Annotated in this window: 20 protein-coding genes; 9 read left to right on the top strand and 11 right to left on the bottom strand. The window is 69.9% G+C overall.

Annotated elements, in window-relative coordinates:
• Position 1 precedes the first annotated feature (1 nt).
• Both ACT3T5_RS06995 and ACT3T5_RS06990 read right to left on the bottom strand, forming a co-directional pair.
• Positions 2-532, bottom strand: a complete 531-nt coding sequence (locus ACT3T5_RS06995) for a GyrI-like domain-containing protein (RefSeq protein WP_444593987.1) — start codon at positions 530-532, stop codon at positions 2-4.
• A gap of 126 nt (positions 533-658) precedes the next feature.
• A complete protein-coding gene (locus tag ACT3T5_RS06990) occupies positions 659-1,993 on the bottom strand; it encodes a glycoside hydrolase family 125 protein (RefSeq protein WP_444593986.1) in 1,335 nt (444 codons plus the stop codon).
• Positions 1,994-2,205: 212 nt separating this feature from the next.
• On the opposite strand from ACT3T5_RS06990, the gene recR reads away from it, so the two are divergent.
• Positions 2,206-2,799 (top strand): recombination mediator RecR, encoded by a 594-nt coding sequence (gene recR, locus ACT3T5_RS06985; protein WP_444593985.1) that lies wholly within the window; start codon positions 2,206-2,208, stop codon positions 2,797-2,799.
• A 19-nt stretch (positions 2,800-2,818) separates the two neighbouring features.
• Entirely contained in the window at positions 2,819-4,570 is a 1,752-nt protein-coding gene (locus ACT3T5_RS06980) for a hypothetical protein (protein ID WP_444593984.1), read from the top strand.
• Positions 4,571-4,659: 89 nt separating this feature from the next.
• On the opposite strand, the gene ACT3T5_RS06975 is transcribed toward ACT3T5_RS06980, so the two are convergent.
• The 5 genes from ACT3T5_RS06975 to ACT3T5_RS06955 all read right to left on the bottom strand — a co-directional run bounded on the left by ACT3T5_RS06975 (position 4,660) and on the right by ACT3T5_RS06955 (position 10,459).
• On the bottom strand, positions 4,660-5,748 hold the full coding sequence (locus ACT3T5_RS06975) for an ABC transporter permease (protein ID WP_444593983.1): 1,089 nt from the start codon (positions 5,746-5,748) through the stop codon (positions 4,660-4,662).
• Positions 5,748-6,860, bottom strand: coding sequence for an ABC transporter ATP-binding protein (locus tag ACT3T5_RS06970; RefSeq protein WP_444593982.1), 1,113 nt, complete (start codon positions 6,858-6,860; stop codon positions 5,748-5,750). The genes ACT3T5_RS06975 and ACT3T5_RS06970 overlap by 1 nt, the downstream gene beginning before the upstream one ends.
• 274 nt (positions 6,861-7,134) lie before the next feature.
• A complete protein-coding gene (locus tag ACT3T5_RS06965) occupies positions 7,135-8,484 on the bottom strand; it encodes an extracellular solute-binding protein (protein WP_444593981.1) in 1,350 nt (449 codons plus the stop codon).
• Between the two features lie 186 nt (positions 8,485-8,670).
• Positions 8,671-9,582, bottom strand: a complete 912-nt coding sequence (locus ACT3T5_RS06960; RefSeq protein ID WP_444593980.1) for a carbohydrate ABC transporter permease — start codon at positions 9,580-9,582, stop codon at positions 8,671-8,673.
• A 13-nt stretch (positions 9,583-9,595) separates the two neighbouring features.
• Positions 9,596-10,459, bottom strand: coding sequence for a carbohydrate ABC transporter permease (locus ACT3T5_RS06955; protein WP_444593979.1), 864 nt, complete (start codon positions 10,457-10,459; stop codon positions 9,596-9,598).
• A 116-nt stretch (positions 10,460-10,575) separates the two neighbouring features.
• On the opposite strand from ACT3T5_RS06955, the gene ACT3T5_RS06950 reads away from it, so the two are divergent.
• Positions 10,576-12,867 carry an NAD(+) synthase gene (locus ACT3T5_RS06950; protein WP_444593978.1) on the top strand — a complete coding sequence of 764 codons (2,292 nt, stop codon included), beginning with the start codon at positions 10,576-10,578 and terminating at the stop codon, positions 12,865-12,867.
• Between the two features lie 225 nt (positions 12,868-13,092).
• Here the strand turns inward: ACT3T5_RS06950 and ACT3T5_RS06945 are convergent, their stop codons facing one another.
• The 3 genes from ACT3T5_RS06945 to ACT3T5_RS06935 all read right to left on the bottom strand — a co-directional run bounded on the left by ACT3T5_RS06945 (position 13,093) and on the right by ACT3T5_RS06935 (position 16,293).
• Positions 13,093-13,977, bottom strand: coding sequence for a carbohydrate ABC transporter permease (locus ACT3T5_RS06945; RefSeq protein ID WP_444593977.1), 885 nt, complete (start codon positions 13,975-13,977; stop codon positions 13,093-13,095).
• 49 nt (positions 13,978-14,026) lie between these two features.
• Positions 14,027-15,007, bottom strand: a complete 981-nt coding sequence (locus ACT3T5_RS06940; RefSeq protein ID WP_444593976.1) for a carbohydrate ABC transporter permease — start codon at positions 15,005-15,007, stop codon at positions 14,027-14,029.
• A 68-nt stretch (positions 15,008-15,075) separates the two neighbouring features.
• Positions 15,076-16,293 carry an ABC transporter substrate-binding protein gene (locus ACT3T5_RS06935; protein WP_444578554.1) on the bottom strand — a complete coding sequence of 406 codons (1,218 nt, stop codon included), beginning with the start codon at positions 16,291-16,293 and terminating at the stop codon, positions 15,076-15,078.
• 622 nt (positions 16,294-16,915) lie between these two features.
• Between ACT3T5_RS06935 and ACT3T5_RS06930 the strand changes: the two genes are divergently transcribed.
• Both ACT3T5_RS06930 and ACT3T5_RS06925 read left to right on the top strand, forming a co-directional pair.
• A complete protein-coding gene (locus ACT3T5_RS06930; RefSeq protein ID WP_444578556.1) occupies positions 16,916-17,899 on the top strand; it encodes a sugar-binding transcriptional regulator in 984 nt (327 codons plus the stop codon).
• Between the two features lie 198 nt (positions 17,900-18,097).
• Positions 18,098-19,621, top strand: coding sequence for a mannitol dehydrogenase family protein (locus ACT3T5_RS06925; protein WP_444578557.1), 1,524 nt, complete (start codon positions 18,098-18,100; stop codon positions 19,619-19,621).
• Positions 19,622-19,950: 329 nt separating this feature from the next.
• Here the strand turns inward: ACT3T5_RS06925 and ACT3T5_RS06920 are convergent, their stop codons facing one another.
• Positions 19,951-20,907, bottom strand: coding sequence for a hypothetical protein (locus tag ACT3T5_RS06920; RefSeq protein WP_444593975.1), 957 nt, complete (start codon positions 20,905-20,907; stop codon positions 19,951-19,953).
• A 154-nt stretch (positions 20,908-21,061) separates the two neighbouring features.
• Here ACT3T5_RS06920 and ACT3T5_RS06915 point away from each other — a divergent pair, with 154 nt between their 5' ends.
• From ACT3T5_RS06915 to ACT3T5_RS06900, 4 genes are all read left to right on the top strand, one after another.
• On the top strand, positions 21,062-21,235 hold the full coding sequence (locus tag ACT3T5_RS06915; protein WP_444593974.1) for a hypothetical protein: 174 nt from the start codon (positions 21,062-21,064) through the stop codon (positions 21,233-21,235).
• 558 nt (positions 21,236-21,793) lie between these two features.
• Positions 21,794-23,161 (top strand): aspartate kinase, encoded by a 1,368-nt coding sequence (locus tag ACT3T5_RS06910; protein WP_444593973.1) that lies wholly within the window; start codon positions 21,794-21,796, stop codon positions 23,159-23,161.
• 152 nt (positions 23,162-23,313) lie between these two features.
• A complete protein-coding gene (locus tag ACT3T5_RS06905; protein ID WP_444594018.1) occupies positions 23,314-24,393 on the top strand; it encodes an aspartate-semialdehyde dehydrogenase in 1,080 nt (359 codons plus the stop codon).
• Entirely contained in the window at positions 24,390-25,292 is a 903-nt protein-coding gene (locus ACT3T5_RS06900) for a TetR/AcrR family transcriptional regulator (RefSeq protein WP_444593972.1), read from the top strand. The genes ACT3T5_RS06905 and ACT3T5_RS06900 overlap by 4 nt, the downstream gene beginning before the upstream one ends.
• The last annotated feature ends 1 nt before the right edge of the window (position 25,293 follow it).

The raw sequence follows: 25,293 nt of genomic DNA, 5'->3' as shown, positions 1-25,293 counted from the left end.
GTCAGACCGCGCGCGGCTCGAGCAGGCTGAACAGGTCCGTGCGCAGGGTTGCGGGGTTCGTATCGGGCGTCGGCGGAGTCACGTAGAACTCCCAGAACGGGTACGTCATCTGCTCCTCGGACTCGCCGATCTCCTCGGTGAACGCGCCCCAGCTCTCTGCGAGCGCACCGTATCCGCCCACGTGGCTGACCCATGCCACGCGCCCCGCGGGCAGCGTCGAGGCGATGACCTCGTAGGCGCTGGGCAGGGTGATCGGCGCGGACAGGGGAGTGTCGACCGGGAACCCGACCTCGACATCCGCGGTCGAGACCGGCGCCCGGTGATGCAGCGCGAAGGCAGGCCCGATCGGGTGGATCCCGGCCTCCTCGAGCGCCGCTCCGAGGTGGGAGAAGGTGCCGTCCATCAGGGACGAGATCTGGTACATCGGGAAGTCACGCTGGGACACCACTGCGGTGGGCACCTCCGGCGCATCGGTCACCCGGCAGGTGGTGGCCGGCTCGGCGGCGTCATAGGGATGCGGCAACGACGACATCGTGCAAAGTCCTGTTCAGAGTCGCGAAAGGGCCGTGCATGCTGCGACGGCCCGGGCTCGACGGTACCCCTCCGGCCCGGGTCTGACCAGTGCCGTCGTCGCGGGCCCGCCGCCCGGGCCGAACTGTCACAGGGAGGCGGCGCCGACCTCCCGGTGCACCCCGGCCATGTCCAGCGCCAGCTCGCAGAACATCGAGTTGGACCAGGAGAACCATTCGCGCGTGAAGGTCGACGGATCGTCGACGTGCACGCCCTCGTGCATCATCCCCGTGCCGCCGTCGGTGCGGATGAGCTGTTCGAGGATCCGCAGCCGCTCGGTGTCGTCGACCGAGGTGAGCCCCTCGACGTTCTTCCCGATCGGCCACACATGGTCCTTGGGCGTGTGCGGCGACCCCACTCCCTCGAGGTACAGGCCCGAGTAGTAGTACGGGTTCTGCCGCGAGAGCACCGCGGCGCGGGTCGCGAGGTAGGTCGGATCGTCGGCCGCGACGCAGTCCAGGTAGGGCAGGCCCAGCAGGCTGGGCACGTTCGCGTCGTCGAGGAACACGTGATGGCCCAGGCCGTCGACCTCGTACGCCCAGATCGGCGTCCCGTCGGCCCCCTCGATCAGACCGTGCTGCTGGAGCGCGTCGCGGATCTCGGTCGAGAGCCGGCGCGCCTCGGCGGCGTCCTCCGCCTGGCCGGCGACCTCCTCGAGCAGATCGCCCAGCCGTTCCAGGGAGAGCGCCAGGAAGTGGTTGCCCGGGATGTTGTAGCCCAGCTCGCAGGCATCGTCGCTGGGTCGGAATCCTGCCCAGACCAGGCCGTTCGGTGCGGTGAGCGAGCCGCGACCCTCACGTGCCAGGGTGTCCTGGGGTGTGCAGTTCGCACGTCGGAAGAAGTACTCGGAGCGCTCCTCGTGATGCTGCTCGGTGCGCACGGTGGCGAGGATCGTGCGGGCGGCGTCGAGGAACTGCTCGGTCGCCCAGGAGGTGTCCCCGGTGGCCTTCCAGACCCGCCAGGCGAGGTCCGGGCCGTAGGAGAGGGAGTCCAGCTCGAACTTGCGCTCCCACGCCCAGGGGTTGTCGAGGTTCGTGTCGTCGCTGTCCCACTGGAAGGCGTCCGCGGTGCGGTTGAAGGCGTTGGCGTACGGATCGATGACGATGTACTGCCAGTGGCGGCGCAGCAGGCCGCTCAGCAGGGCGACCAGCGTGGCCCGGTCCTCCTCGGCACCGACCCCGGCGATGACCAGGCGCAGCAGCGGGGTGAGCTGGGCGGCGGAGTCCCGCAGCCACATCGCCGGGATGTCACCCGTGATCACGAAGGTGGTGCCGTCGTCCTCGACGTTCACCGTGGTCTCGGCGGTATTGCGCAGGTAGCTCACCACCCGGCGGGCGATCTCCTCGCGCTGGGCGGATTCGCCCAGGCCGCTGAGGACCCGTTCGTGCACGGCGTCGAGCAGAGAGGGGGGCAGCTGGACCATGGGGCTCCTCGTCGAGATCGGCTGGTCGGCCCAGGGTAACCGAATATGTCACGGCGATGGACATATTGCGCGCAGTGCGGACGCCGACGGGCGCAGTTCCGGAGCCGACAGGCGCAGTTCCAGCGCCGACGTGCACGGTTCCGGAGTCGACGTGCGCGGAGGCACGTCGGCGCGGGCGTCCTGGGTCGGGCGGGGCAACTACAGTTGAGGGCGTGTATGAAGGCATCGTCCAGGACCTCATCGACGAGCTCGGCAAGCTGCCGGGCATCGGCCCCAAGTCGGCTCAGCGGATCGCATTCCATCTGCTGGACGCCGACGACGCTTCTGTGCGCCGGCTCGCTGAGGTGCTGGTGACCGTCAAGGACACCGTGCGCTTCTGCGAGATCTGCGGGAACGTCTCGGCCGACGAGACCTGCAGGATCTGCGCCGACCCCCGCCGCACCAGCGAGATCATCTGCGTGGTCGAGGAGTCCAAGGACATCGTCGCGATCGAGAAGATCCGCGAGTTCAAGGGCCGCTATCACGTGCTCGGCGGAGCGATCGACCCGATCGGTGGCGTCGGCCCGAACGACCTGCGCATCACCCAGCTGATGAGCCGCCTGGGATCGGGGGAGACCCAGGAGGTCATCCTCGCCCTGGACCCCAATATCGAGGGCGAGGCCACGGCCGCCTACCTCTCTCGGCTGCTCGGGCCGCTCGAGCTCACCGTCAGCCGTCTCGCCTCCGGCCTGCCCGTCGGCGGCGACCTCGACTACGCCGACGAGATGACCCTCGGCCGGGCCTTCCTGGGCCGCCGCAGCGTGTGAGAGCCGAGCTGGAGCCCCGATGACCTCCCCGTACTCGCAGGCCATGCCGCCGCTGACCGACCTGCCGGCTCCCCGCGAGCTGCCCCGCGACGCGACCCATCTGGTGCCGCCGGCGGAGATCATCGCCGATTCGAAGGCCGCGCTGCGCCGCCGTCTGCTGCGGATCTCCTGGGCCCCGGGCCTGCTCCTGCTCGGCCTCTGGTACGTGCTGCTGGCCCTGTACGTCGTCGGCGCATCGCCGACGTTCTGGCTCCTCACCCTCCTGGTCGCCCTCGGGGAACCGGCGATGCTGCGGGCGACCACCTCCCAGCTCGGCTTCACCAGCGGTGGCCTCGGGACGGCGTTCCTCCTGCTCCCGCTGTTCGCCACCGTGGTGAGCCTGGCCGTCACCGCACTGGCGCCGAGCGTGATCGCGGGCATGGATCCCCGGCGTCACCTCAGCGAACGCGGATTCCAAGCCGACGTCGCCACGCGGATCACCGCCTTCCTCCTGGGCCCGAGCGTCCTCGCCGTGGCGGCGCTGCCGCTCAGCGTCGCCGTCGGGCTCCCGCAGCCCTGGAGCGGACTGGGCGCGGGTCAGCTGATGGCCTGGGCCCTGGCCGTCGGCGCACTCCTGCTGGCCTGGATCCTGGTGCGCCGCACGGTGAGCGCCCCGACGGTGCTGGGCATCGAACCGGCCGCAGCCCTGGAGACCACCGGGCGCCTGGACCGTGACCCCGTGACCCGGCGAGCCGCCGCCGCGCAGGTGCTCGGACAGGACCGTCGGCACCTGCCCCCGAACCCCGGCACCGCCGCCGCCGGGCGCGCCCTGACTCCGCGCGGGGCGCTGACCGCGCTGGCCCTCATCGCCCGCGCCTGCCTGACCTGGGTGGTCCCCGCCGCCGTGGGCCTCGGCGCGATCATCTTCGGGATCGCCGACGTGGTCGTCACCTTCAACGGGCTCCTGCAGAGCGACCTGGTCCAGGTGCGCTCCGCGCTGCACTGGCAGATGGTCGCCGTGGGCGTTCCGGTGCTCGCCCTCGTGGCCCTCGCCATGGCGTTCGCGCCCGGTCTCGCCGTGCTCGCCGCCTCGGGGCAGCGGAGCGCCGTGATCGACCAGCGCACCTACCCGTCGTGGGAGCACCGGAAGCGGGTGAACCCCTGGGAGTCGCTCGTGGTGGCGCTGACCGGCTGGTTCAGCGCCGCGCTGGCGCTGCTGGGACTGGTCCTGTTCGCCGTGGTCCTCGCGCTGCTCGACGCCGCCACGGCACTCGCCTGGGTGTGGATCGTGGTGGGCGGTCTGACGCTGATCCCGCTGCTGGGCGCCGGGGCGTCGGCCGCGATGCGCCGGGGCCTGCGCGATGTGCTCTACGGACCGGCCGGGGACTACATGCGGCGCGAGACCCCGTACTCGCTGGTCGCCCCCGACATCGGCACCCGCGCCCAGCGCGCCGAGGATCCGGCGGTGCGGGCCGAGCAGCGCCGGCGCCTGCAGGCCCGGGGCGGCGATCACGCCCTGGCGATCTTCGATCTCGACGCCTCCGGGGAGCGGCTCTGGGTCGACGACAGCGCCCCGGGGGCGAAGGACACCGCCGTGCGGCAGGCGGAGCTCGCCGTCGGGACGCTGCCGGACTTCGGCGGCGACGGCTCGCCCTTCACCCGCGGCGACGGAACCGGCGACGGGCACCACGGGGCCGACGGACGGCACGGGGCCGACGGGCAGCAGAGGGCCGACGGGCAGGGCGGTCGCCATGGGATCCCGGAGTCGATGACCGACCTGCGCGAGCGCTGAGCCGACGGCGCCCTCTGCGGGCGCTGAATCCTCCGCTCCCGCTGTGCCCGCTATACCGCTGTGCCCGCAGTGCCTGCAGCGCCTGCAGGTCAGGCGATCCGTGTCCCGGCGCCCAGGCGTTTGATCGGCACCGCCAGGCGCAGCACGGCCACAGCCAGCGAGAGGAGCGCGACGACGCCCCACGTCGCCATGCCCATCGGCCACATCGGGATGCTCAGCGGCGTCCCGAGATCGTCCGGATAGTTCTCGTCGGCCGGGTCGCAGTGGTTGTAGTCCGAGGGGTGCGGCGGGCTCGAGACCTCCCGCATCCCGAACTTGATGATGCTCAGCGCGTCGGGCGTGCGGCCGTCGTCGAACTGGTCCCAGTCCTCGTCGACGTCGATCGTGGGGGCCGTCTCGGCCAGCATGATCAGCGGGTTCGGCCACATCACGGGCTGAGCGAGGTCCATCCGCCAGACAGGCTGCTTCTCGGTAGTGGCGATGCAGACGCCGGACTCGCTCGAGCTCTCGTAGTCGTACTGGGTGTAATAGGTCGTGACCTCGCGCTCCGTGGTGAGGAACGTGGCGGAGATGCCCCACAGGATGGGGCCCACGATGGTCACGCCGAACACCAGCACATAGGCGAGCACGACCGACCCGAGCTGGCGCTGGGTGATCGCGGACAGGCCCAGGCCGAGCGCGGTCACACAGAACGTCAGGAAGCAGATCATCACCACGACCCGCAGCAGGTAGAACACGCTGACGTGCCCGAGCAGGGCGAGCGGCAGGGCCGACGGCATCGCCAGGACCATGAACGCCAGGCCGGTGAGGATCCCCGCCAGCAGCTTGCCCAGCACGATCTCGACCGGGCTGAGCAGGCTCGCCTGCAAGGTGGCGAGGGTGCCGGCGGTGCGGTCGCCGTTGATCGATCCGGCCGACAGTGCGGGCGTGACCAGCAGCATCGCGATCAGCACGAGGATCATCTGCAGGCTGAACATCACCCGCGCGACGGGCGCGACCGTGACCCACTGCGAGGTGTATATCGCGGGAACCAGGGCGAGCAGACCCAGCGCGAGCAGCACGAGGGTCCACACGCCGAGCGCGACGTACCAGCGCACCGAGCGGATCCGCTGCCGCAGCTCGAGGGACGTGACCAGCCACAGTCCGCGGGGGCGCAGGGAGAGGGTTCCGTTCCTCATCAGAGCGCTCCTTCACGGTTCGCGGCGTCGGTCGCCAGGTAGGCGGCCTCGAGGCGGCCGGTCGCCGGGCCGAAGGAGACCACGGCGGCGCCCTTCGCGGTGAGGTCCGCCAGGAGCCGGGCGGCAGTGGCCTCGTCGGGCAGATCGACCACCGTCTCGGCATGGCCGCTGGTGGTGTGCGCGGGATCCACGACCCCGTGATGGTGGACTCCGAGTTCGCCGAGGGCCTTGGACAGGGAGCTCGCATCGAGCGACTCGACCCGCCAGGGCCGTGGCCGCGCGGCGAGGTCGCGCACGCTGCTGGAGTCGACGACATGACCGCCGTCGAGGAACACGACGTGATCGGCCATCTCCTCGAGCTCGGTGAGGATGTGACTGGAGACGAGCACGGTGGAGCCGTTCTCGGCGACCTGCCGCACCACCTTCAGCAGACGCCGACGGGAGGCCGGGTCGAGACCGGAGGCCGGTTCGTCGAGGATCAGGATCTGGGGGCCGTGCACGAGGGCCCGGGCCAGGCCCAGGCGCTGCTTCTGGCCGCGGGAGAGCACGTGGGCGGGCTGCTGGGCCAGCGGCACCAGGTCCATGAGCTGCAGCAGCTCCTGGACCCGGGTGCGCACCTGGGCGGTGGGCAGGAAGTACGCCCGCCCCATCACCTCGAGCACCTCGGCCACGCGCAGCGAGTCCCAGGCCCCGAACTGATCGGGCATCCAGCCCACCATCGCGCGCACCGCCGGCGAGTCATGGGAGGGGTCGATGCCGTGCAGCAGCACCCGTCCCTGATCCGGAGCGAGCAGCGAGGCGAGCATCAGCATCAGCGTGGACTTGCCCGAGCCGTTGGGGCCCACGAGCGCGGTCACCTTGCCGCGGGGCGCCACGAAGGACAGATCCCGCACGGCGTGCACCGATCCGAAGGAGCGGCTGACGCGCTCGCAGACGATGCCTGCGCCCTGCTGCGACGGGGGGACCTGGCCGCCCGGATGGCGCTGGGCACTCGGCTGGCTCGGGCCGCCCGGACCCGGGGCCGTGAAGGCGCTGTCGGGACCCGGCCTGTCGTTCGGCTCCCCCGAGCCGGACGGCGACTGCTGCGTCGAGTCGTAGTCGTATCTGTCCATCTGTGCTTCCCCCTATGGAACCCGGCTGTTCCCCCGGCCGGGGACGCTTTCTGCGTCATGAGCACAGCGTGCCATGGGGTGACCTGCACGGAGAACGATTCCAGGGGCACGTTCCGGATACGAATCGTGGGGACATCGTGAAGAGGTGGCGACGGCGACGAGGCGCTGGGCCGAGCGACCAGCCATCCGGCAGAGCACCGGGGTGGGGCCTGCCGCTGCCGGCGAGCCCCACCCCGAGGCGTGGTGTCAGTCGGGACCGCTCAGTCGGGACTGCTCACTCGGACATCGCCTTGTTGCCCTCGTCCTGCGCCTGCGGGATGCCTTCTTCGGCGGTGAGGCGGCCGATGAAGACCTCCTGGAAGATCGGGATCGCGACGGTGAGGCCGGCGTTCGCGCGGGCTCCGATGTCCGCCTCGGCGGCATTCTTCGCGGCGTCGACGAACACGCTCACGTCGATGCCCTTGTCCTTCCAGAAGGCGAGGAAGGCGTCCTGCGCGTCGACGTGGGCGGGGAAGGAGACGCCCTTCTCGGCCAGCGGCAGCTGACCATCGAGGCTGCCCAGCCAGGTGAGCAGGGCGGTGATGCCCTCCTGCTGGTCGTCGTCGGCCTTCGCGTTGCCCACCGCGACCACGCCGTGCACGAGCGACTTCGCGCCCTCGGGGCCTGCGACCGGCGCGGCGAGCGCCCACTCGAAGGAGTCGGCCACGCCCTCGGCGATCGCCGAGAGGTTGTACGGTCCGGACTGGAACAGGCCGAGCTTGCCCTGGATGAACAGGTCCTTGGTGAAGTCGCCGTTCTCGTTGGTGTCCGCCGCGCTCGGGGCGATCTGCGCGACGTTGACCAGGTCGGCCATGTACTGGAACGCCTCGATGCCCTCGGGGGAGGCGAAGGTGTACTCGTTCTCGTCCTGCCACTGCGCACCGTTGGAGGCCAGCATCGGGCCGATGATCGCCTGCCGATCGGCCTGCGAGTTGAAGCCGAACTGCTCGCGGGAGTCCGCGTCGAAGCCGTCCTCGCCCGGGTGCTTGCCGGCCTTGTCGAGCGTGAGAGCCTTCCCGGCGTCGCGCAGCTCGTCCGTGTCGGCGGTCGGGTCGAAGGCCAGGGCCGACGGGTCCACGCCGGCCTTCTCGACCAGGGCCTTGTTGTAGAACACGGCGATGGAGTCCCAGATCTGCGGCACGCCCCAGAGGCCGCCGTCGCGCGTGTAGAGGTCCACGACGCTCTTCTCCCACTGCGCGGCTCCGTCGGGCACGACCTTGTTGATGTCCAGGAGGTCCTCGGAGTCCTTATACAGGACGTAGTTCGCGGAGTTCATCCAGTACACGTCGGCCGCATCGCCGCTGGCCACGTCGAGCGGAAGGCGGGTCCAGTAGTCGGCCCAGGGCACGAGGTCGATCTTCACGCCCCAGCCGCTGTCCGCGGTGAAGGCCTTGAAGGACTCCTCGTAGGCGGGCACGGCGTTCTCGTCCCAGAGGCGGAACGTCAGTGTGCCCTTGCTGCCCCCGCCGTCCGAGCCGCCGGAGCCGCCGTCGCCCCCGCCATCGCTCGAGGGGGAGCAGGCGGCTGCGGTGCCGAGCAGGCCGGCCGCGGCGAAGGAGGAGAGCAGGGTACGGCGCTTCAGCATGGGGTGTCCTTCCGAGGGCCGCGGACGCGGCGCAGGTGATGGCTCCATTGTGCCGCTCCGGTGCGGGGACCGGAGGGGATGTCGTCGAATCGAGACGCGGCGCGGCGTGCAGCCCGAGCAGGCCCGCCGCGGCAGGCCGGCAGCGACTGCTCAGCGGAGGTCGCTCGACGGCAGCTCGGCGGTGGCTCAGCGCATCGTCGTGTCGCCCACGGAGCTGGTGATCTGCTTCTGGAACACGATCATCAGCAGGACCAGCGGCAGCATCGCGAGGGTGGTGCCGGCCATCACCAGGGTCCAGTTGTTGTTGTACTGCGACTGCAGCGCGGAGGTCGCCACGGTGATCACGCGCCACTCGGGGCCGGACGTGATCACCATCGGCCACATGAAGTTGTTCCAGTGGGTGACCACGGTGATCAGCACGAGGGTCACGATGATCGGCCGATTCAGCGGCACCACCAGATGCCACAGCAGACGCAGGGTGCCGGCCCCGTCGATCCGCATCGCGTCCATGAGCTCGCTGGGCACCCCGCGGAAGTTCTCCCGCAGCAGGAAGATCGCGTACGGCGAACCGAGCACGAAGGGGAGGATCAGCGCCCAGAAGGTGTTGCGCAGGCCCATCTCGCTCATCATCAGGTACAGCGGCACCACCACGACCACCTGCGGCACCATCAGCGTCGCGACGTACACCCAGAACAGCAGGTCACGGCCGGGGAAGCGGAGCTGGGCGAAGGCATAGGCGGCGAGCACCGAGAACACCATCTGCCCCACCAGGATCACGGCGACCATCTGCACGGTCACCGCCACCGGGGTCACGAAGCCGTCCGCCGAGGTGAACAGCTCGATGATGTTGTCGATCACCGGCGGCGCGGGGATCGCGAGCGGCCCTTCCTGGGCGAACTGCGTGCTCGAGGTGAACGCCGTCATCACGGAGAACAGGAACGGGCCCAGGGTGAGCACGGCGGCCACGGCGAGCACCACGTAGGTGCCGGCGTAGCCCGCGAGCGTGCGTGCCTGCATCGAGCCGGTGCTGCGGGGCCGACGGGGCCGATGGGGCCGTGCGGGGGTGGCGGATTCGGTAGGGGTGTCGGGAGTGGTCATCGTCGTCCTCCTCTCAGCTCATGTCGTAGGTGATGCGGCGGGCGAAGTAGCGCTGCTGGATCAGCGTGATGACCACGAGCAGCACGAACAGGATCACCGCGACGGCGCTCGCGCGGCCCAGGCTCGAGGAGGTGAACGCCTCGTGGTAGACCAGCGAGGCGATGACCTCGGTGCGGTGCTGGGGCCCGCCGCCGGTGAGCGCGAAGACCATGTCGAACACCTGGAAGCTCGCCACCACCTGCGTGACGGCGAGGAAGAACGTCGTCGGCCGCAGCAGCGGGATCGTCATGTACCGCATGGTCCGCCAGGGACCCGCGCCGTCGATCCGCGCCGCCTCGTAGATCGAGCCGGGGATCCGGGACAGACCCGCCTGGAAGAACAGCGAGATGTAGCCGACGTTCTGCCAGATCGCCACGAACGCCACCGCGGGCAGCGCCAGGCTCGGGTCGGTCAGCCATTCGATGCGCACCCCGAGGATCTGGTTCAGCGCCCCGACAGACGGCTGGAAGATCCACTTCCACACCACGCCGAGGGCGAGCGGCGCGCACACCCACGGGATCACCACGATCACCCGCACGATCGCCGAGCCCGGCAGCGCCCGCACCAGCTGCGAGGCGAGTGCGAGGCCGAGAACGAGGGAGACCGGCACCGAGATCAGCGTGAACAGGGCGGTGACGATCAGGGAGTTCAGCAGCGCCCCGTCCGCCAGCAGGGAGGCGTAGTTGTCCAGGCCGATGAAGTCGCGCGTGCCCAGCAGGTCCCAGCGGAACAGGGAGACCACGAAGGCGAGCAGCACCGGCAGGATCAGGAAGGCGGTCACGCCGATCAGGCTGGGCGCGATCAGCAGCCATCCCAGCAGGGGCCGACGGGCGTTCATCGGCTCTCCCCTCGAGGCGCGGACTGGTGAGGATTCACCAGGTCACGGTATAGCAGTTGGGGCACGAGCGGCGGATCCGGCCGATGCCGGGCCCGCTGCTCGATTACGCTCGGCACATGAGCTCAGCGACGGATCCCGCAGGCGCCGACGCGCCGGTCACCGACCCCCACGCCAGCATCTACGACCACGGCTTCGTGCGCGTGGCCGCGGTGACCCTCCCGGTCGCGCTCGCCGACCCCGCCACCAACGCCGAGCGCCACCTCGAGCAGCTGCGCGACCTGCACGACCAGCAGGTGGGCCTCGCCGTGTTCCCGGAGCTGTCCCTGACCGGGTACTCGCTGGACGACCTGGTCATGCAGGAGCCGCTGCTGGATGCCGCCGAGCAGGCCATCGCCACGCTGGTCGAGGCGAGCCGCGAGCTGCTGCCGATCATCGTGGTCGGCGCCCCGCTGCGCGCCCGCGACCGCTCCCGGATCTTCAACTGCGCCGTGATCATCCACCACGGCGAGATCCTCGGCATCGCCCCGAAGCAGAACCTCCCCACCTATCGCGAGTTCTACGAGCGCCGCTGGTTCGCCCCCGGGGACGACGCCGACGGGGAGCTCGTGCGGATCGCCGGCGAGGACCACGAGCTCACCCCGCACTCGATCATCACGGTCCAGGACGTGCCCGGACTGCGCCTGTCCGTGGAGATCTGCGAGGACATGTGGGTGCCGGTGCCGCCGTCGGCCGAAGCCGCGCTCGCCGGCGCGACCGTGATCGCGAACCTGTCGGGCTCGCCGATCACCGTCGGCCGCGCGGAGGATCGCACACTGCTCGCGCGCTCCGCGTCGGCCCGCTGCCAGGCCGCGTACATCTACGCCGCCGCCGGCGAGGGGGAGTCCACCACGGACCTCGCGTGGGACGGGCAGACCTTCGTGTACGAGTGCGGCGACCTGCTGGGGGAGTCCGAGCGCTTCCCGCAGGGCCCGCGCGCCACGATCGTCGACGTGGACCTCGACCGGATCGTCGCCGAGCGTCGCCGCCAGAACACGGTCGACGACAACCGTCGCACCCACGCCGAGTCGCTCGAGAAGTTCTCGACCTGGCACGAGGCGTGGCTCTTCGGGCCCTTCGGCGAGGACTTCGAGGAGTTCGAGGACTGCGACGAGGGAGACGGCGAGGAGCAGGGCAGGAGCGTGGGCTGGTTCGCCCATGCACCGCTGTCCGGCGCGACGTTCCACGGTGGAGCCGTATCGGGCAGCGGCGGCGACGTCCGCGGCGAGGTGAGCGAAGCTTTCGAGCGCCCTCACCCTGCCACCGGAGCGCTGCGCCGGCCGCTGCACCGCTTCCCCTTCGTGCCCGACGATCCGGCCCGCCTCGCGCAGGACAGCTACGAGGCGTTCTCCATCCAGGTCGCGGGGTTGGTGCGTCGGCTGAGCGCGATCGGCGGCGACAAGCCCGGCGGTACGCGCCCCGTGCTCGGGGTCTCCGGCGGGCTCGATTCCACGCATGCGCTGCTGGTCTGCGCGCGGGCGATGGATCAGCTGGGCCGCGACCGCTCCGAGATCCTCGCCTACACGATGCCCGGCTTCGCGACCACCGAGCACACTCGTTCCAACGCCGAGTTGCTCTCGCGGGCGATCGGGGCGAGCTTCGAGACGATCGACATCCGTCCGGCCTCGACCCAGATGCTGAAGGACATGGGGCACCCCGCCGGCAGCGGCGAGGAGGTCTATGACGTGACCTTCGAGAACGTGCAGGCCGGCATGCGCTACGACTACCTGTTCCGCCTCGCGAACCATCACGGCGGCATCGTGGTGGGCACCGGTGACCTCTCCGAGCTGGCGCTGGGCTGGTGCACCTACGGCGTGGGCGACCAGATGTCCCACTACGGGGTCAACGCCGGCGTCCCCAAGACGCTGATCCAGCACCTGATCCGCTGGGTCATCGCCGAGGGGCTGTTCGACGAGGCGACCGGTGACCTGCTGCAGGCCGTGCTCGACACCGAGATCTCCCCTGAGCTGATCCCCACCAAGCCCGGGGAGAAGGCGCAGTCCACCGAGGACTCGATCGGGCCCTACGCGCTGCACGACTTCACGCTCTACCACCAGCTGCGCCGCGGCTACGGTCCCGCCAAGATCGCCTACCTCGCCCACCAGGCCTGGGGCGATCTCGACGCGGGGGAGTGGCCCGCCGGATACTCCGAGGGTGACAAGCGCTCCTACACGCGGGTCGAGATCAAGCACTGGCTGAGCGTGTTCACGCGCCGCTTCTTCTCCAACCAGTTCAAGCGCTCCGCCGCCCCGAACGCCCCGAAGGTGCTGGCCGGCGGCTCTCTCTCCCCGCGCGGCGACTGGCGGATGCCCTCGGACGCGACGAGCAAGGCCTGGATGGCCGAGCTCGAGAACGAGGTCCCCGGAGACTGACGCGCCCATCGGCCCCATCGACGTCAGCAACCCCAGCGACGTTGGCGACCCAGCGACGTCAGCAACCCAGCGACGTCAGCGACCCAGCGACGTCAGCAACCCATCGACGTCAGCGGGGCAAAGTTGGGGGAATGGACTGGCTATTCCCCTAACTTTGCCCCGCTGGCGCTGAGTTCTGGCGCTGAGTTCTGCCGCTGACGACAGGGTGCGCGGCCCGCTCGCCGCTTACTTCACCGCGCCCATGGACAGACCGCGCACGAGCTGCTTCTGGGCGATCCAGCCGGCCAGGACCACGGGCAGCGAGGCCAGCACCGAGGCGGCGGCGAGCCGGGCGAGGAACAGGCCCTCCGAGGTCATGGTCGACATGAGGAAGATCGGCACCGTCGCGGCGTTCGCGGCGGTGAGGTTCAGAGCGAAGAAGAACTCGTTCCAGGCGAAGATCACGCAGATCAGCGCGGTGGCGGCGACGCCCGGCGCGACCATCGGCAGCAGCACCGTGCGCATGGTGCGCAGCAGCGAGGCCCCGTCGATCGACGCCGCCTCGAGCACCTCACCGGGCACCTCGAGGAAGAACGAGCGCATCATCCACACCGCGATCGGGAGGTTCATCGCCGTGTACAGCACGATGAGGGTGAAGATGTTGTCGAGCATCCGGATCTGGCCCGCGATCACGTAGATCGGCATGATCACCGCGACCACCGGCAGCATCTTCGTGGAGATGAAGAAGAACAGGAAGTCCTGCGTGCGCTTCACCGGCCGGATGCTCACCGCGTAGGCGGCGGGCACCGCGAGCACCAGCACGAGCAGCGTCGAGCCGACGGTCGCGATCATCGAGTTCAGCAGGTACGAACCCGCCCCGGAGGAGCCGATGATCGAGGCGTACTGGTCCAGCGTGGGCGTGAAGAAGAAGGTGGGCGGGTTCGAGGCCGCCTGGCTCTCCTGCTTGAAGCTGGTCAGCACCATCCACGCCACCGGGGCGAAGAAGATCAGACCGGCCGCCCAGGCCAGGATGGTCAGCAGGATTCCGCCGGTCCTGCCCTTGGGTCGGCGCGGGCGGATCGGTGCAGCGGGGCGCGTCAGGCGCGGGGCATCAGCGGTGGAGGTGCTCATGACTCCGTCCCCTTCCGGTCTGTCCTCACGGGTCGTCGACGAAGGATGCTCATGACTGCTCCTTGGAGTTGATGCTGGTGAAGATCAGGCGCAGCGCGAAGGTCGCGATCACGATCGTGGCGATCACGGTGACCACGCCCATCGCGGCGGACTGCCCGATGTCGAAGCCGAGGAACGCGCGCTGGTAGATGTAGAACGGCAGGTTGGCGCTCGCGGTACCCGGGCCGCCCGCGGTCATGAGGTAGATCTGGTCGAAGGTGTTCACGACGTAGATCGCGCCCAGGAGCACCGACAGCTCGAGGTAGAACCGCAGGTGGGGCAGGGTGATGTGCACGAAGGTCTTGCCCGGGCCGGCGCCGTCCATCGAGGCGGCCTCGAGCACGTCGCCGGTCTGGGACTGCAGGCCCGCCAGGAGCAGCAGCATCATGAACGGCGTCCACTGCCACACCAGCGCGATGATGATCGAGACCATCGGGAACTGACTCGTCCAGTCCACCGGAGAGATCCCGACGGTGCCGATCAGCCAGTTGACCAGCCCGTACGTCGGATCGAACATCGAGATCGACCACAGCATCGCACCGGCTACCGGCATGATGAGGAACGGCGTGATCAGCAGGGTGCGGATGAAGCCGCGCCCGAAGAACTTCCGATCCAGCAGCAGCGCCAGGCCCAGCCCCAGCAGGAGCGAGACGACCACGCAGCCCAGCGTGAACAGGATCGAGTTCAGTGCCGCGGTGCGGAACGTGGAGTCGACGAAGAGGTCGAGGTAGTTGCGCAGTCCCACGAACTTCTCGCCCTCGGGGCGCAGCAGGTTGCGTGAGCGCAGCGAGTACCAGATCGTCAGCAGGAACGGGATCTGGGTGCAGACGACCACGAACAGGAACGCGGGCATCAGCGGGAGCCGACGGCGCCACGCCTCGGCCTTGGAGTAGTCGCCGTCGTGCGGGGCACGGTCGCGGGGCTTCTGGGCCGACGAGGTGCGCGGTGCGTCCGGTCCGCGGCCGACGGGAGTGTCAGTGGCTGTGCTCATCGGTCCCTCTCCTCCCGCTCTGTTCTGGTGCTCTTGCTCTCGGTTCGTCGTCGCGAGGTCGGCATCGCTCAGCCCTCCCAGCCGTAGGTGCGGGCGACCGATTCGGCGAACCCTTGAGACTGCTTCAGCGCGTCGTCGACGCTCTTCTGCCCGGCGATCGCGGCGGAGAACTGCTGGCCCACGCGCGTGCCGAGGTCCTGGAACTCGGGGATGACCACGTTCTGGAGCCCGTCGTACGGGACCTCCACGGTCATCGAGTTCTCCTGCGTCGAGTTCTCCATCGAGTCGAGCGTGGGCTTCGCGTAGTTCTTCGAGAGCTCCGCGTACTCGGGGATCTCGTACGTGGATAGGCGGGAGCCGGGCGGGAGCGCCTCCCAGCCCACCTCGTTGCCCACGAGCTGGAAGTAGTCGGGATGGGTCATCCAGGCGATGAACTCCCAGGCCGCGTCCTTCTTCTGACTGGTCTCGGGGATCGCGAGAGCCCACGAGTACAGCCAGCCGGCGTAGGGCGTCTCGAGCGTCGGCCCCAGGGCGTAGCCGGTCTTGCCGACCACGGTGGAGGAATCGGGGTTCTCCACGCCGGAGACCATGGAGGAGGCGTCGAACCACATGGCGGCGTTGCCCTGGCTGAACCGGGTGAGGCACTCGCCGAAGCCGGAGGTGGCGGCGCCGGGCTGCCCGTAGGAGCGCAGCGTGTCCACGTACATCGAGACCGCGTCGTACACCTCGGGTGAGCTCAGCTGCGGGGCCCAGTCCATGTTGAACCAGCAGCCGCCGAAGGTGTTGATGACCGTGCTCATCGGCGCGAGGTTCTCGCCCCAGCCGGCCAGACCGCGCAGCGCGATGCCGCTCATGCCGGCGTCGGGGTCGTGCAGGGTCGAGGCGAAGTCGCGCACGTCGTCCCAGCTGGGGTGCTCCGGCATCGTCAGACCCGCCTCGTCGAACAGGTCCTGGCGGTACACGAGGAACGCGCTCTCGCCGTAGAAGGGCACCGAGTACATGGAGCCGTCCACGGTGAGCGCGTCCTTGATGGTGGGCACGAAGTCGTCCGGCGCGTAGCCGTCGGTCTTCGCGATGTAGGGCTCGAGGTCGGTGAGCCAGCCGTTGGGCGCCCACAGCGGGGTCTCGTAGTTGGAGATCATCACGACGTCGAACTCGCCGCCGCCGGAGGCGACCGACGCGGTGATCTTCGCGCGCGCCTCGTTCTCGGGCAGGGACACGAACTGCACATCGATGTCGGGGTGCTTCTGCGTGAAGTCGTCGATGAGGCTGATGGCATCCTGCATCTGCGGGTTCGAGACGATCGCGACGACGATCGACTCCTTGCCGCCGCCGGAGCCGGAGCCGCAACTGGCCAGGGCTGTGGCACCGAGCCCGGCGGTGAGGCCGGCGCCCAGGACAGTGCGACGGCTGGGGCGTATTCCTGCAGGTGCAGGTGCAGGTGCAGGTGCAAATGCAGGTACGGGTGCGGTTACGGGTGCGGGTGCGGGCGCGGTCGTGGCGGGGTCCGGGGGCCGAGGCGGGCTTCCGGGTCGGGCCTGTCGTGCCGCGCGGGGTGGTCGTGGTCGGAGGTGTCCCATGCGCTGTTCTCCTCTGAACGGCTGAGGCTGGACGGGCCCTGAGATGGGGAGGGGCTCGCGTCGTGGCCGCTGTAGAACGGTGGGTCCGGCGGGTCCTGCGTGACCCTGAACTGCTCAGGGCTGGTCCTGAGCTGTCCCGGGTGTCCGGGGGCTGTCTCAGGAGGGGTCGACAGTGGCCCGCTGGGATGGTGTGCCTCGGCAGCAGTGCCGTGCACTCATGTGATCGCTGAATATTGCTCAACTGAGAGTGAGCGTAGTCATATACGCTCAGGTGAGCAACAGTCCGCGAGCAGATGTTCACGACGTGAGATCTTGGAGGAGGGTTCCCATGGCGCACCACGGCACGATGTCGGACGGGGAGCCGCAGGTCGGCACGGAGATCGAGGTGCCCCCGACGGCCCTGCTCAAGGTCCAGCTCGCCACCGGATATTTTGTGGACGGCCAGTCCAAGGTCGAGCTCGCCCGCCGCCATGGGTTGTCCCGGTTCCAGGTGGCCCGACTGCTCGACGAAGCGCGCGACGAGGGCATCGTGCGCATCGAGATCGTCGACCCGACGGCCACCGGACGCACCCACGCGCAGCTCGCGCAGCGCCTCGGGATCTCCTCGGTGACCATTGCCGCGTCCCGCCCGGGCGAGCCGATGCGAGACGCGATCGCCCGCCAGGTGGCACGCCTGCTGCCCGTCGCCCTGCGCGAGGGCGGCCGCCTCGGTGTCGCCTGGTCGCGCACCCTCATGCATCTGCCGGACCACCTCGGCGCGCTGCCCCCGGCGGACGTCGTCCAGCTCGTCGGCCCGCTCAGCGCGCCCGGCTTCTCCACCGCCCTGTCCTCGGCGCTGGTGCACACCCTCGGCGCCCGGGCCGGCGGTCGGGTCTGGGCCCTGCCCACCCCGCTCATCGTCGACTCCGCCCAGGTCGCCTCGTCACTGCGAGCCATGGAGGAGGTGCGCACCGCGCTCGATGCGGCCGACGACCTCGACGTCGCCGTGGTCTCCATCGGTGCCTGGGCCGCCGGTGCTTCGACGCTCTGGGCGCGGCTCGGGGCCGACGAGCAGCGCCGTGCGCACGACGCCGGCGTCGTCGCCGAGGTGTGCGGGATCCTCCTGGACGGCTCGGGGGCGGTGTGGCACTCCGCGATGGAGGATCGTGTGATCGGTGTGCGGGCCGACCAGCTGCGACGCGCCCGGGTGATCGCTGCGGCCCCCGCCGTCGGCCGCCCCGAAGCGGTCGTCGCCGCAGCTCGCTCCGGTCTCGTCGACGACATCGTGCTCGCCCCCGAGCTCGCCGACCAGGTCGCCGCGCTGCTCGGGTGAGGGGTGGGGCTCCGCTCGCCGCTCGCCGCTCGACGCTGGCAGCTCGCCGCTCGCCGCCTTCACCTGGGCGTCGTCGTCTCTCTGTGTCCCGATCGTCGGCGCTCAGTCGATTCGATCAGATGAGCGTCAACCCCTGCTCATCTGACGCGGGAGTGTGTATCGTCAGTGCTCCGAGCACTCGCCGACGAAGGATGAGCCATGACCGCGTTGACCTCCGCTTCCCTCTCCGACATCGCTGCGAAGGGCGAGGTCGCCGTCCCGACGTACCCGCTCCAGGAGCGGAAGGTCGGCATCGTCCACTTCGGCGTGGGCGGCTTCCACCGCGCGCACCAGGCCATGTTCCTGGACCGGCTGTTCAACGCCGGCCGTGACCGCGACTGGGCTCTGTGCGGCGTCGGCCTGCTGCCGGGCGATTCCCGCATGCGCGATGCCCTCACCGCCCAGGACGGCATGTACACGCTGGTCACCAAGGCGCCCGACGAGACCCGCGACCCCCGCATCATCGGCTCGATCGCCAAGTACCTCTTCGCCCCCGACGACCCCGAGGCCGTGCTCGCCCAGATGGTCGACCCGGCGGTGCGCATCGTCTCGCTGACCGTCACCGAGGGCGGCTACAACTACAACCCCTCCACCGGCGAGTTCCAGTACGAGACCGAGGCGGTCGCCGCGGACCTCTCCACCGATTTCGCCGACGGCTCCGGCACCCCGCGCACGATGTTCGGTTACGTCGTGGAGGCGCTGCGCCGCCGCCGCGAGGCCGGCACGGAGCCGTTCACGGTGATGTCCTGCGACAACGTGCGCGGCAACGGTGACCTCGCCAAGCGCATGATCCTCGCCTACGCGCGCCGCCGCGACGAGAACGGCCTGCACGGCGAGGCCACGCTCGGCGACTGGCTCGAGAGCGACGTCGCCTTCCCCAACTGCATGGTCGACCGCATCACCCCGGTCACCGCGCCCGAGGACATCGAGATGATCTCGGAGGATTACGGCATCGAGGACGCCTGGCCCGTGGTCAGCGAGGACTTCGTGCAGTGGGTCCTGGAGGACGACTTCCCCGCCGGCCGCCCCGCCTATGAGGAGGTCGGGGTGCAGATGGTCGAGGACGTCGAGCCCTACGAGCTCATGAAGCTGCGCCTGCTGAACTGCTCCCACCAGGCCATCGCCTACTTCGGCCTGCTCCTGGGGCAGACCTACGCCGACGAGGCCGCCGTGGACGAGCATCTCGCGCCCTTCACGCGCACCCTCTACATGGACCACGAGGGCACCCCCACCGTGCCCGAGGTGCCGGGCATGGATCTGACCGCCTACAAGGATGAGCTCATGGCGCGTTTCGCGAACCAGAGCGTCAAGGACACACTGGCCCGCCTCGCCGCGGAGTCCTCTGACCGCATCCCCACCTGGCTGGTCCCCGTGATCCAGGAGAACCTCGAGGCCGGACGCGACGTCACCGCCTCCGCCGCGATCGTCGCCTCCTGGGCCCGCTACGCCGAGGGGACCGGCGAGAACGGTGAGGAGTGGCCCGTGGTGGACCGTCTCCACGACCGCGTCATGGCCGCCGCCGCGAAGCACGACGAGGACCCGCTGGCCTTCCTCCGCGACGAGGAGCTCTTCGGCGACCTCGTCGACCAGGAAGCCTTCACCACGCCCTACCTCCACGCCCTCGAGGTGCTCCGCACCGACGGCGCCCGCGCCCTCCTCACCGAGCTCGTCGAGAAGGGCTGACCCAGCGCCCCGCGTGCCTCGCCCTGCCCCGGCGCTGTCGCGACCTGCCCGGCCTCTGCGTTGTCGTGCCCAGTCCTGCCTCGGTGCTGCCGTGCCCAGCCCGCTCTCGAGTGTTGCCCAGCCCTGCCTCCGCACCGCCCGAGAGAGGCAAAGATGGGGTTATCCGGTATCGATTCCCCCAACTTTGCCTCGCTGGCTGCGGGTCGTCGTGTCGGGTGACGGGCTGGGGACTATGCCTCGGTGTCGTCGGGTCGTCGGGTCGTCGAGGAGTCGTGTCCGCTGGCGGGGCACGAGGCCAGGTCCTGAGGGGGTTGAGGCGTCGGCGGTGCTCAGGCAGCTGCGCTGCGCCGCCAGCCGTGACGCGTGAGCGCCTCCTCCAATCGCCGTATCCCGCGTCGGCATCCTTTGTGGAGGTCAGCGGCCACCGTCTGCACCTCGATCCATCCGGCTGCCTCTCGATTCTCGCGTCGGGCGATGTCGTTCTCCTGCTGCTTCGGAGTGCGGTGCCTCGGACCGTCATGCTCGACGCACACCCGCCACCGCGGCCAGGCGAGATCCGGCTCCCCGAGGTCGTGACCCCCGTCGAACTGACGTGTATTGAGTTCGGGCTCCGGTAGCTCTGCCCGTGCGGCGGCGAGCCTGAGCCTCGTCTCGGCGGGGGAGTCGCTCCCCACTCGGACCAGTTCGAGTGCTTCCAGCAGGCGCAGTCTTCCCGAACCCGAGTATTCGCGCGCCGCCGTGCCGAGCTGCTGCGGCGTCGCGTAGGCGTGGGTGCGATGTTCCAACCTGCTGCGTGGGTGACGCACCAGGTGGTCGCCGATCTCGACGAGTTGGTCGAGGGTGAGATCCCGGGCGAGATCGAGCCAGGTGCGCACCCTGCTGGTGACCCGCAGCGCGCCGATTGCGACGAGCTCTTCGCCCCGGAGGCGCTGTCGAGTCCAGCGCACCAGTCGTGTGTCGCGTCTGAGGTGTCCATTCGCGGTCATCTGAATCGACGTGGTGCGCGACTCCACGCTCCAGGTCTCGACGGGCAGGGGGAGCGGCAGTCCCCAATGCCGCGCGGCGCTCGAGCCCCGGACCACAGCCATCGGGTCATTGCGGGTCAGCGCGGTGATGATCGCGGCTTCGGTGAGGTCGGCGTCCGCACGGACATAGATGCCGTAGCCCAGCCGGCGGAGATCCTGTGCCCGCAGACGGTCGGTGCTCACCCCTGCGCGCCGCGCTTCCGCAGTGGTGAACACGGCGAACGGCAGCGAGGGCGGCAGGGGTGAGGGGTGGCGAGGCATGGGTGAATGCTCCGATGAAGGAGGCGCTGACGCGGGACGCCGTCCACAATCCCGAGGTCCACGGCGTGCGAGAAGCTTCCTCCCCAGGGCGTTCTGGTCATCGCCTCTCGCGCGCAACCCGCTGCCGCTGCCGCTGCCGCTGCTGCCGCCGCGGGTGCTGCTGCCGCCGCGGGTGCTGCTGCCGCTGCTGCCGCTGCCGCTGCCGCTGCTGCCGCTGCTGCCGCCGCGGGTGCTGCTGCCGCCGCGGGTGCTGCTCCTGCTTCCTCCCAGCGATACGGAAGCCTCTCCTACTCGCAGGGCCGCCGAGAGCGGTCTGCCGTCCCGTTAGCGAGGCAAAGTTGGGGGAATCGAGGACGCTATCGACCAACTTTGCCTCGCTCGCCGTGACGAGGTCGTGGGGAAGAGCGGCGAAGGCCAATGAGGTCGTGGTCCGGGGAGTCGCCACGGCGCGCGCGGGGGAGTGTTGGGTGGGCCACGTCTCGAAAGGGCTGTGACCTGGGGGTGCGTCTCGATGGGTGGGGTCATGAGCGTCTGGGCGAGAGCCCTCGTAGACTGGGCGGCGGTTCCGTGTGCTGGGTCGACGAACAGGTCAGCGCCCAGGTCACGGAATGTGGGGCCCGCTCGTCGGTGTCCCGCAGCGGGGCAGTCCGATGCCTGGTCAAGCACCCGGGCTGACGCCTGGTGACGTTGACCGTCCCTGGGTGGACGCCGGTGGTGCAGCGCCCGGGCCGACGCCTGGTGACGTTCGCAGTCGCTGGGCTGGTGCCCGACGCAGTACCCCGCTCGATGTCTGACGCAGTACCCCGCTCGATGCCTGATGCCTGATGCCTGATGCCTGATGCCTGATGTTTTGCCCGATGCCCGCAACCGTGAAGGAACCCGTCTCATGAGCCTGGTCGTCCAGAAGTTCGGAGGATCCTCCGTCGCCGACGCCGACTCGATCAAGCGTGTCGCCCAGAGGATCTCCCTGTACTCGAAGGCGGGCCACACAGTGGTCGTCGTCGTCTCTGCCATGGGCGATACCACCGATGAGCTCATCGATCTCGCCGAGCAGGTGAGCGACGAGCCGCCGGCCCGAGAGCTCGACATGCTGGTCACCGCGGGCGAGCGCATCTCGATGGCGGTGCTGTCGATGGCGCTGAACGATGCGGGCGTCGAGGCGCGTGCCTACACCGGTTCGCAGGCCGGCCTGATCACGGACGAGGTGCACGGCAAGGCCCACATCCTGCGCGTCACCCCCGGTCGTATCCAGGAGGCTCTGGACGAGGGATCGGTCGCGATCGTCGCCGGTTTCCAGGGCGTCTCGCAGAGCACGAAGGACATCACCACGCTGGGTCGCGGCGGCTCGGACACCACCGCCGTGGCGCTCGCCGCCGCGCTCGACGCGGACGTCTGCGAGATCTACTCGGACGTCGACGGCGTGTTCAGCGCGGATCCCCGGGTCGTCCCGGCCGCTCGCCGCGTCCCCTACATCTCGTGCGAGGAGATGCTGGACCTCGCCGCCAACGGCGCGAAGATCCTCATGGTGCGCAGCGTCGAGTACGCGCGCCGCTACGGGGTGCCGCTGCACGTGCGCTCCTCGTACTCGGGCCGCTTGGGGACGATCGTCTCCGACGATCCCGAGCGCATGATCCCCATCGACCCCGACGTCACCATCCGCACTGCGGACGTCGCCCGCCGCGACGCCGCCGACCCGACCCAGGAGCTCCCCATGGACGACCATTCCGATCCCGGCCTCGAAGCCCCCATCATCTCGGGCGTCGCGCATGACCGCAGCGAAGGCAAGATCACCGTCGTCGAGGTGCCGGACGTCCCCGGCCGTGCGGCGCTGCTCTTCGATGTCGTCGCCGGTTCCGGGGCGAACATCGACATGATCGTGCAGAACTCCTCGACGGTCGACGACACCGTCGCGATCTCCCTGACCCTCCCCGAGGAGGACGTCCCGGCCGCGCTGAAGGCCATCGAGGCGTCCCGCGAGGCGATCGGCTACTCCGAGGTGCGCTACAACGACCAGATCGGCAAGGTCAGCATCGTCGGCGCCGGGATGCGCTCCCACCCGGGCGTCTCGGCGACCCTGTTCCGCAGCCTCGGCGAGGCCGGTATCAACATCGACATGATCTCGACCTCGGAGATCCGCATCTCTGTCGTCACCGAGCAGTCGCGGCTCGACGACGCGGTGCGCGTGATCCACTCGGCGTTCGGCCTGGACTCCGAGCAGACCGAAGCCGTCGTGTACGGAGGGACCGGACGATGAGCACCCAGAACCCCGAGGAGCGGACCATCGTGGCGAACGACTTCCAGCAGGACTTCCCGAGCGACTCCGCGCACGGGGTCCCGGCAACCAGCACGTCCGGCGCGGCAGCCGGCACGACCCCCGGCGCGGCAGCCGGCGCGCACTCCGTGGACATGACCGCGACCCCCGGGTATGCGGCCGACGGGCCCGTCATCGGCGTCGTCGGCGCGACTGGTCAGGTGGGCAGGGTGCTGCTGGCCCTGCTCGCGGAGCGGGCCGTGCCGCACAGCGCGGTGCGCGCGTTCGCGTCGGCCCGCAGCGCCGGCTCGACCGTGCAGTACGCGGGCGGTGCGCTCGTGGTGGAGGATGCCACGACCGCGGACATCACGTCCGAGGGCAGGGCGGTCGACATCGCGATCTTCTCCGCCGGCGGCTCGACCTCGACGGCGCTGGCCCCCCGCTTCGCCGAGGCCGGCGCGACCGTCGTGGACAACTCCTCGGCCTGGCGCCGTGACGGCGAGGTGCCGCTGGTGGTCTCCGAGGTGAACCCCGAGGCCATCACCGATCTGCCGCGCGGGATCATCGCGAACCCGAACTGCACCACGATGGCCGCGATGCCCACCCTGAAGGCGCTGCACGACGAGGCCGGTCTGGCGCGGCTGAAGGTCGCCACCTACCAGGCCGTCTCCGGGTCCGGCGTGGCCGGGGTCGCAGAGCTCGCCGGGCAGATCCGTGCCGGGGCCGACGACGTGGAGAAGCTCGCGCTGGACGGGTCGTCCGTCGACCTCGGCGAGCCCGCCGTCTACGCGAAGCCGATCGCCTACAACGTGCTCGCGCTGGCCGGGAACCTGGTCGAGGACGGCTCCGGCGAGACCGACGAGGAGCAGAAGCTCCGCCATGAGTCGCGCAAGATCCTGGGCCTGCCCGAGCTGCCCGTCGCGGGCACCTGCGTGCGCGTGCCGGTGATGAGCGGACATGCGCTCGCGATCCATGCGGAGTTCGATCGCGAGATCACCGCCGACCGTGCCCGTGAGCTGCTCGAGGAGGCCGACGGCGTCACCGTCGTGGACCTGCCCAACCCCCTGGAGGCCGCCGGCCAGGACGGCACGTTCGTGGGCCGGATCCGTCAGGATCAGTCGGTTCCGGGCGGAAAGGGTCTCGTATTCTTCGTCGTAGCGGATAATCTGCGCAAGGGCGCTGCCCTGAATGCCATCCAGATCGCCGAACTGATCGCGAAGGGACAACCTCGATGACGCTTGCCGCGACGAGTGGCCCCCCGGGTGCGGGGACCGGGCCATCGCCGTTGTCCGCCGTCTTCTCCGATCGTGCCGGCGATGAATCGTTCGACGGGAACTCGGTGAACATGAGCGTGGACCCCCTGGCGCAGGCGCTGCGTACTTTGGACTCGATCTCGGCCGCGGAGCTCGAGGTCGGTACCGATCTGCGGACCATCGTCGGCGCTCCGGCCGAGGTCTCGGCGGTGGCGCCGCCGGCCACGACCGGGGATGCCGCCCCTGATCTCGCGATGGTCCTCCAGGAGCCCGAGGTCGTCGAGGCGCCGTTGTCGACCACCCCGGGCCAGGCCCGACGGGAGGCGATCCTCGACGGTGCCGCGGCCCTGTTCGCCGAGCGCGGCTATCACGGGGCGAGCCTGCGCGACATCTCGCGCCGCGTGGGCATCTCGCATCCGGGGATGCTGCACCACTTCGCCTCGAAGGAGGTGCTGCTGGGCGCGGTCGTGGACCGGCTGGAGGCCCATGCCCAGGGCCTGCTGGACTCCGTGGAGTCGCTCCAGGGATCCCCGAAGGCGCTGCTCGCGGCGCTGGCCGGCCCGTGGAACCCCACGCAGCACTCGATGGCGCTGCTGGCCACGCTGGCCGCGGAGACCGTGAACCCGGATCATCCGGGCCGCTACCGCATCTCGCGGCTGCGCCTGGTGCACGAGCATGTGCTCGAACAGGTCTTCACCGGGCACGCCGAGCGGGGTCTGCTGCTCGAGGGCGTGGAGCCGGCGTTCATGGCACGCAGCCTGTTCTCGCTGCTGCTGAGCCTCACGGTGCGCGAGCATTCCGTGCGTGAGCTGCAGCAGGACCGCACGGCCGACCCCATCCGCGACGTGCACGACTTCGTGCGTCTCTGCATCGTCGACTGAG

The organism is Brachybacterium sp. AOP3-A1-3 (genome assembly GCF_052378285.1).
In the GTDB taxonomy this organism is placed as follows: Bacteria; Actinomycetota; Actinomycetes; order Actinomycetales; family Dermabacteraceae; genus Brachybacterium.
Note: the sequence above shows the minus strand (reverse complement) of the source record. Positions and strands in the feature narration are given on the sequence as shown.

Coding starts and splice junctions, on each gene's coding strand:
- ACT3T5_RS06970 (WP_444593982.1), bottom strand. CDS start 6,860: ATGGACAGATACGACTACGACTCGACGCAGCAGTCGCCGTCCGGCTCG.
- ACT3T5_RS06940 (WP_444593976.1), bottom strand. CDS start 15,007: ATGAGCACAGCCACTGACACTCCCGTCGGCCGCGGACCGGACGCACCG.
- ACT3T5_RS06900 (WP_444593972.1), top strand. CDS start 24,390: ATGACGCTTGCCGCGACGAGTGGCCCCCCGGGTGCGGGGACCGGGCCA.
- ACT3T5_RS06920 (WP_444593975.1), bottom strand. CDS start 20,907: ATGCCTCGCCACCCCTCACCCCTGCCGCCCTCGCTGCCGTTCGCCGTG.
- ACT3T5_RS06980 (WP_444593984.1), top strand. CDS start 2,819: ATGACCTCCCCGTACTCGCAGGCCATGCCGCCGCTGACCGACCTGCCG.
- ACT3T5_RS06975 (WP_444593983.1), bottom strand. CDS start 5,748: ATGAGGAACGGAACCCTCTCCCTGCGCCCCCGCGGACTGTGGCTGGTC.
- ACT3T5_RS06905 (WP_444594018.1), top strand. CDS start 23,314: ATGACCGCGACCCCCGGGTATGCGGCCGACGGGCCCGTCATCGGCGTC.
- ACT3T5_RS06950 (WP_444593978.1), top strand. CDS start 10,576: ATGAGCTCAGCGACGGATCCCGCAGGCGCCGACGCGCCGGTCACCGAC.
- ACT3T5_RS06995 (WP_444593987.1), bottom strand. CDS start 532: ATGTCGTCGTTGCCGCATCCCTATGACGCCGCCGAGCCGGCCACCACC.
- ACT3T5_RS06955 (WP_444593979.1), bottom strand. CDS start 10,459: ATGAACGCCCGTCGGCCCCTGCTGGGATGGCTGCTGATCGCGCCCAGC.
- ACT3T5_RS06935 (WP_444578554.1), bottom strand. CDS start 16,293: ATGCAGGATGCCATCAGCCTCATCGACGACTTCACGCAGAAGCACCCC.
- ACT3T5_RS06960 (WP_444593980.1), bottom strand. CDS start 9,582: ATGACCACTCCCGACACCCCTACCGAATCCGCCACCCCCGCACGGCCC.
- ACT3T5_RS06910 (WP_444593973.1), top strand. CDS start 21,794: ATGAGCCTGGTCGTCCAGAAGTTCGGAGGATCCTCCGTCGCCGACGCC.
- ACT3T5_RS06930 (WP_444578556.1), top strand. CDS start 16,916: ATGGCGCACCACGGCACGATGTCGGACGGGGAGCCGCAGGTCGGCACG.
- ACT3T5_RS06990 (WP_444593986.1), bottom strand. CDS start 1,993: ATGGTCCAGCTGCCCCCCTCTCTGCTCGACGCCGTGCACGAACGGGTC.
- ACT3T5_RS06945 (WP_444593977.1), bottom strand. CDS start 13,977: ATGAGCACCTCCACCGCTGATGCCCCGCGCCTGACGCGCCCCGCTGCA.
- ACT3T5_RS06925 (WP_444578557.1), top strand. CDS start 18,098: ATGACCGCGTTGACCTCCGCTTCCCTCTCCGACATCGCTGCGAAGGGC.
- ACT3T5_RS06965 (WP_444593981.1), bottom strand. CDS start 8,484: ATGCTGAAGCGCCGTACCCTGCTCTCCTCCTTCGCCGCGGCCGGCCTG.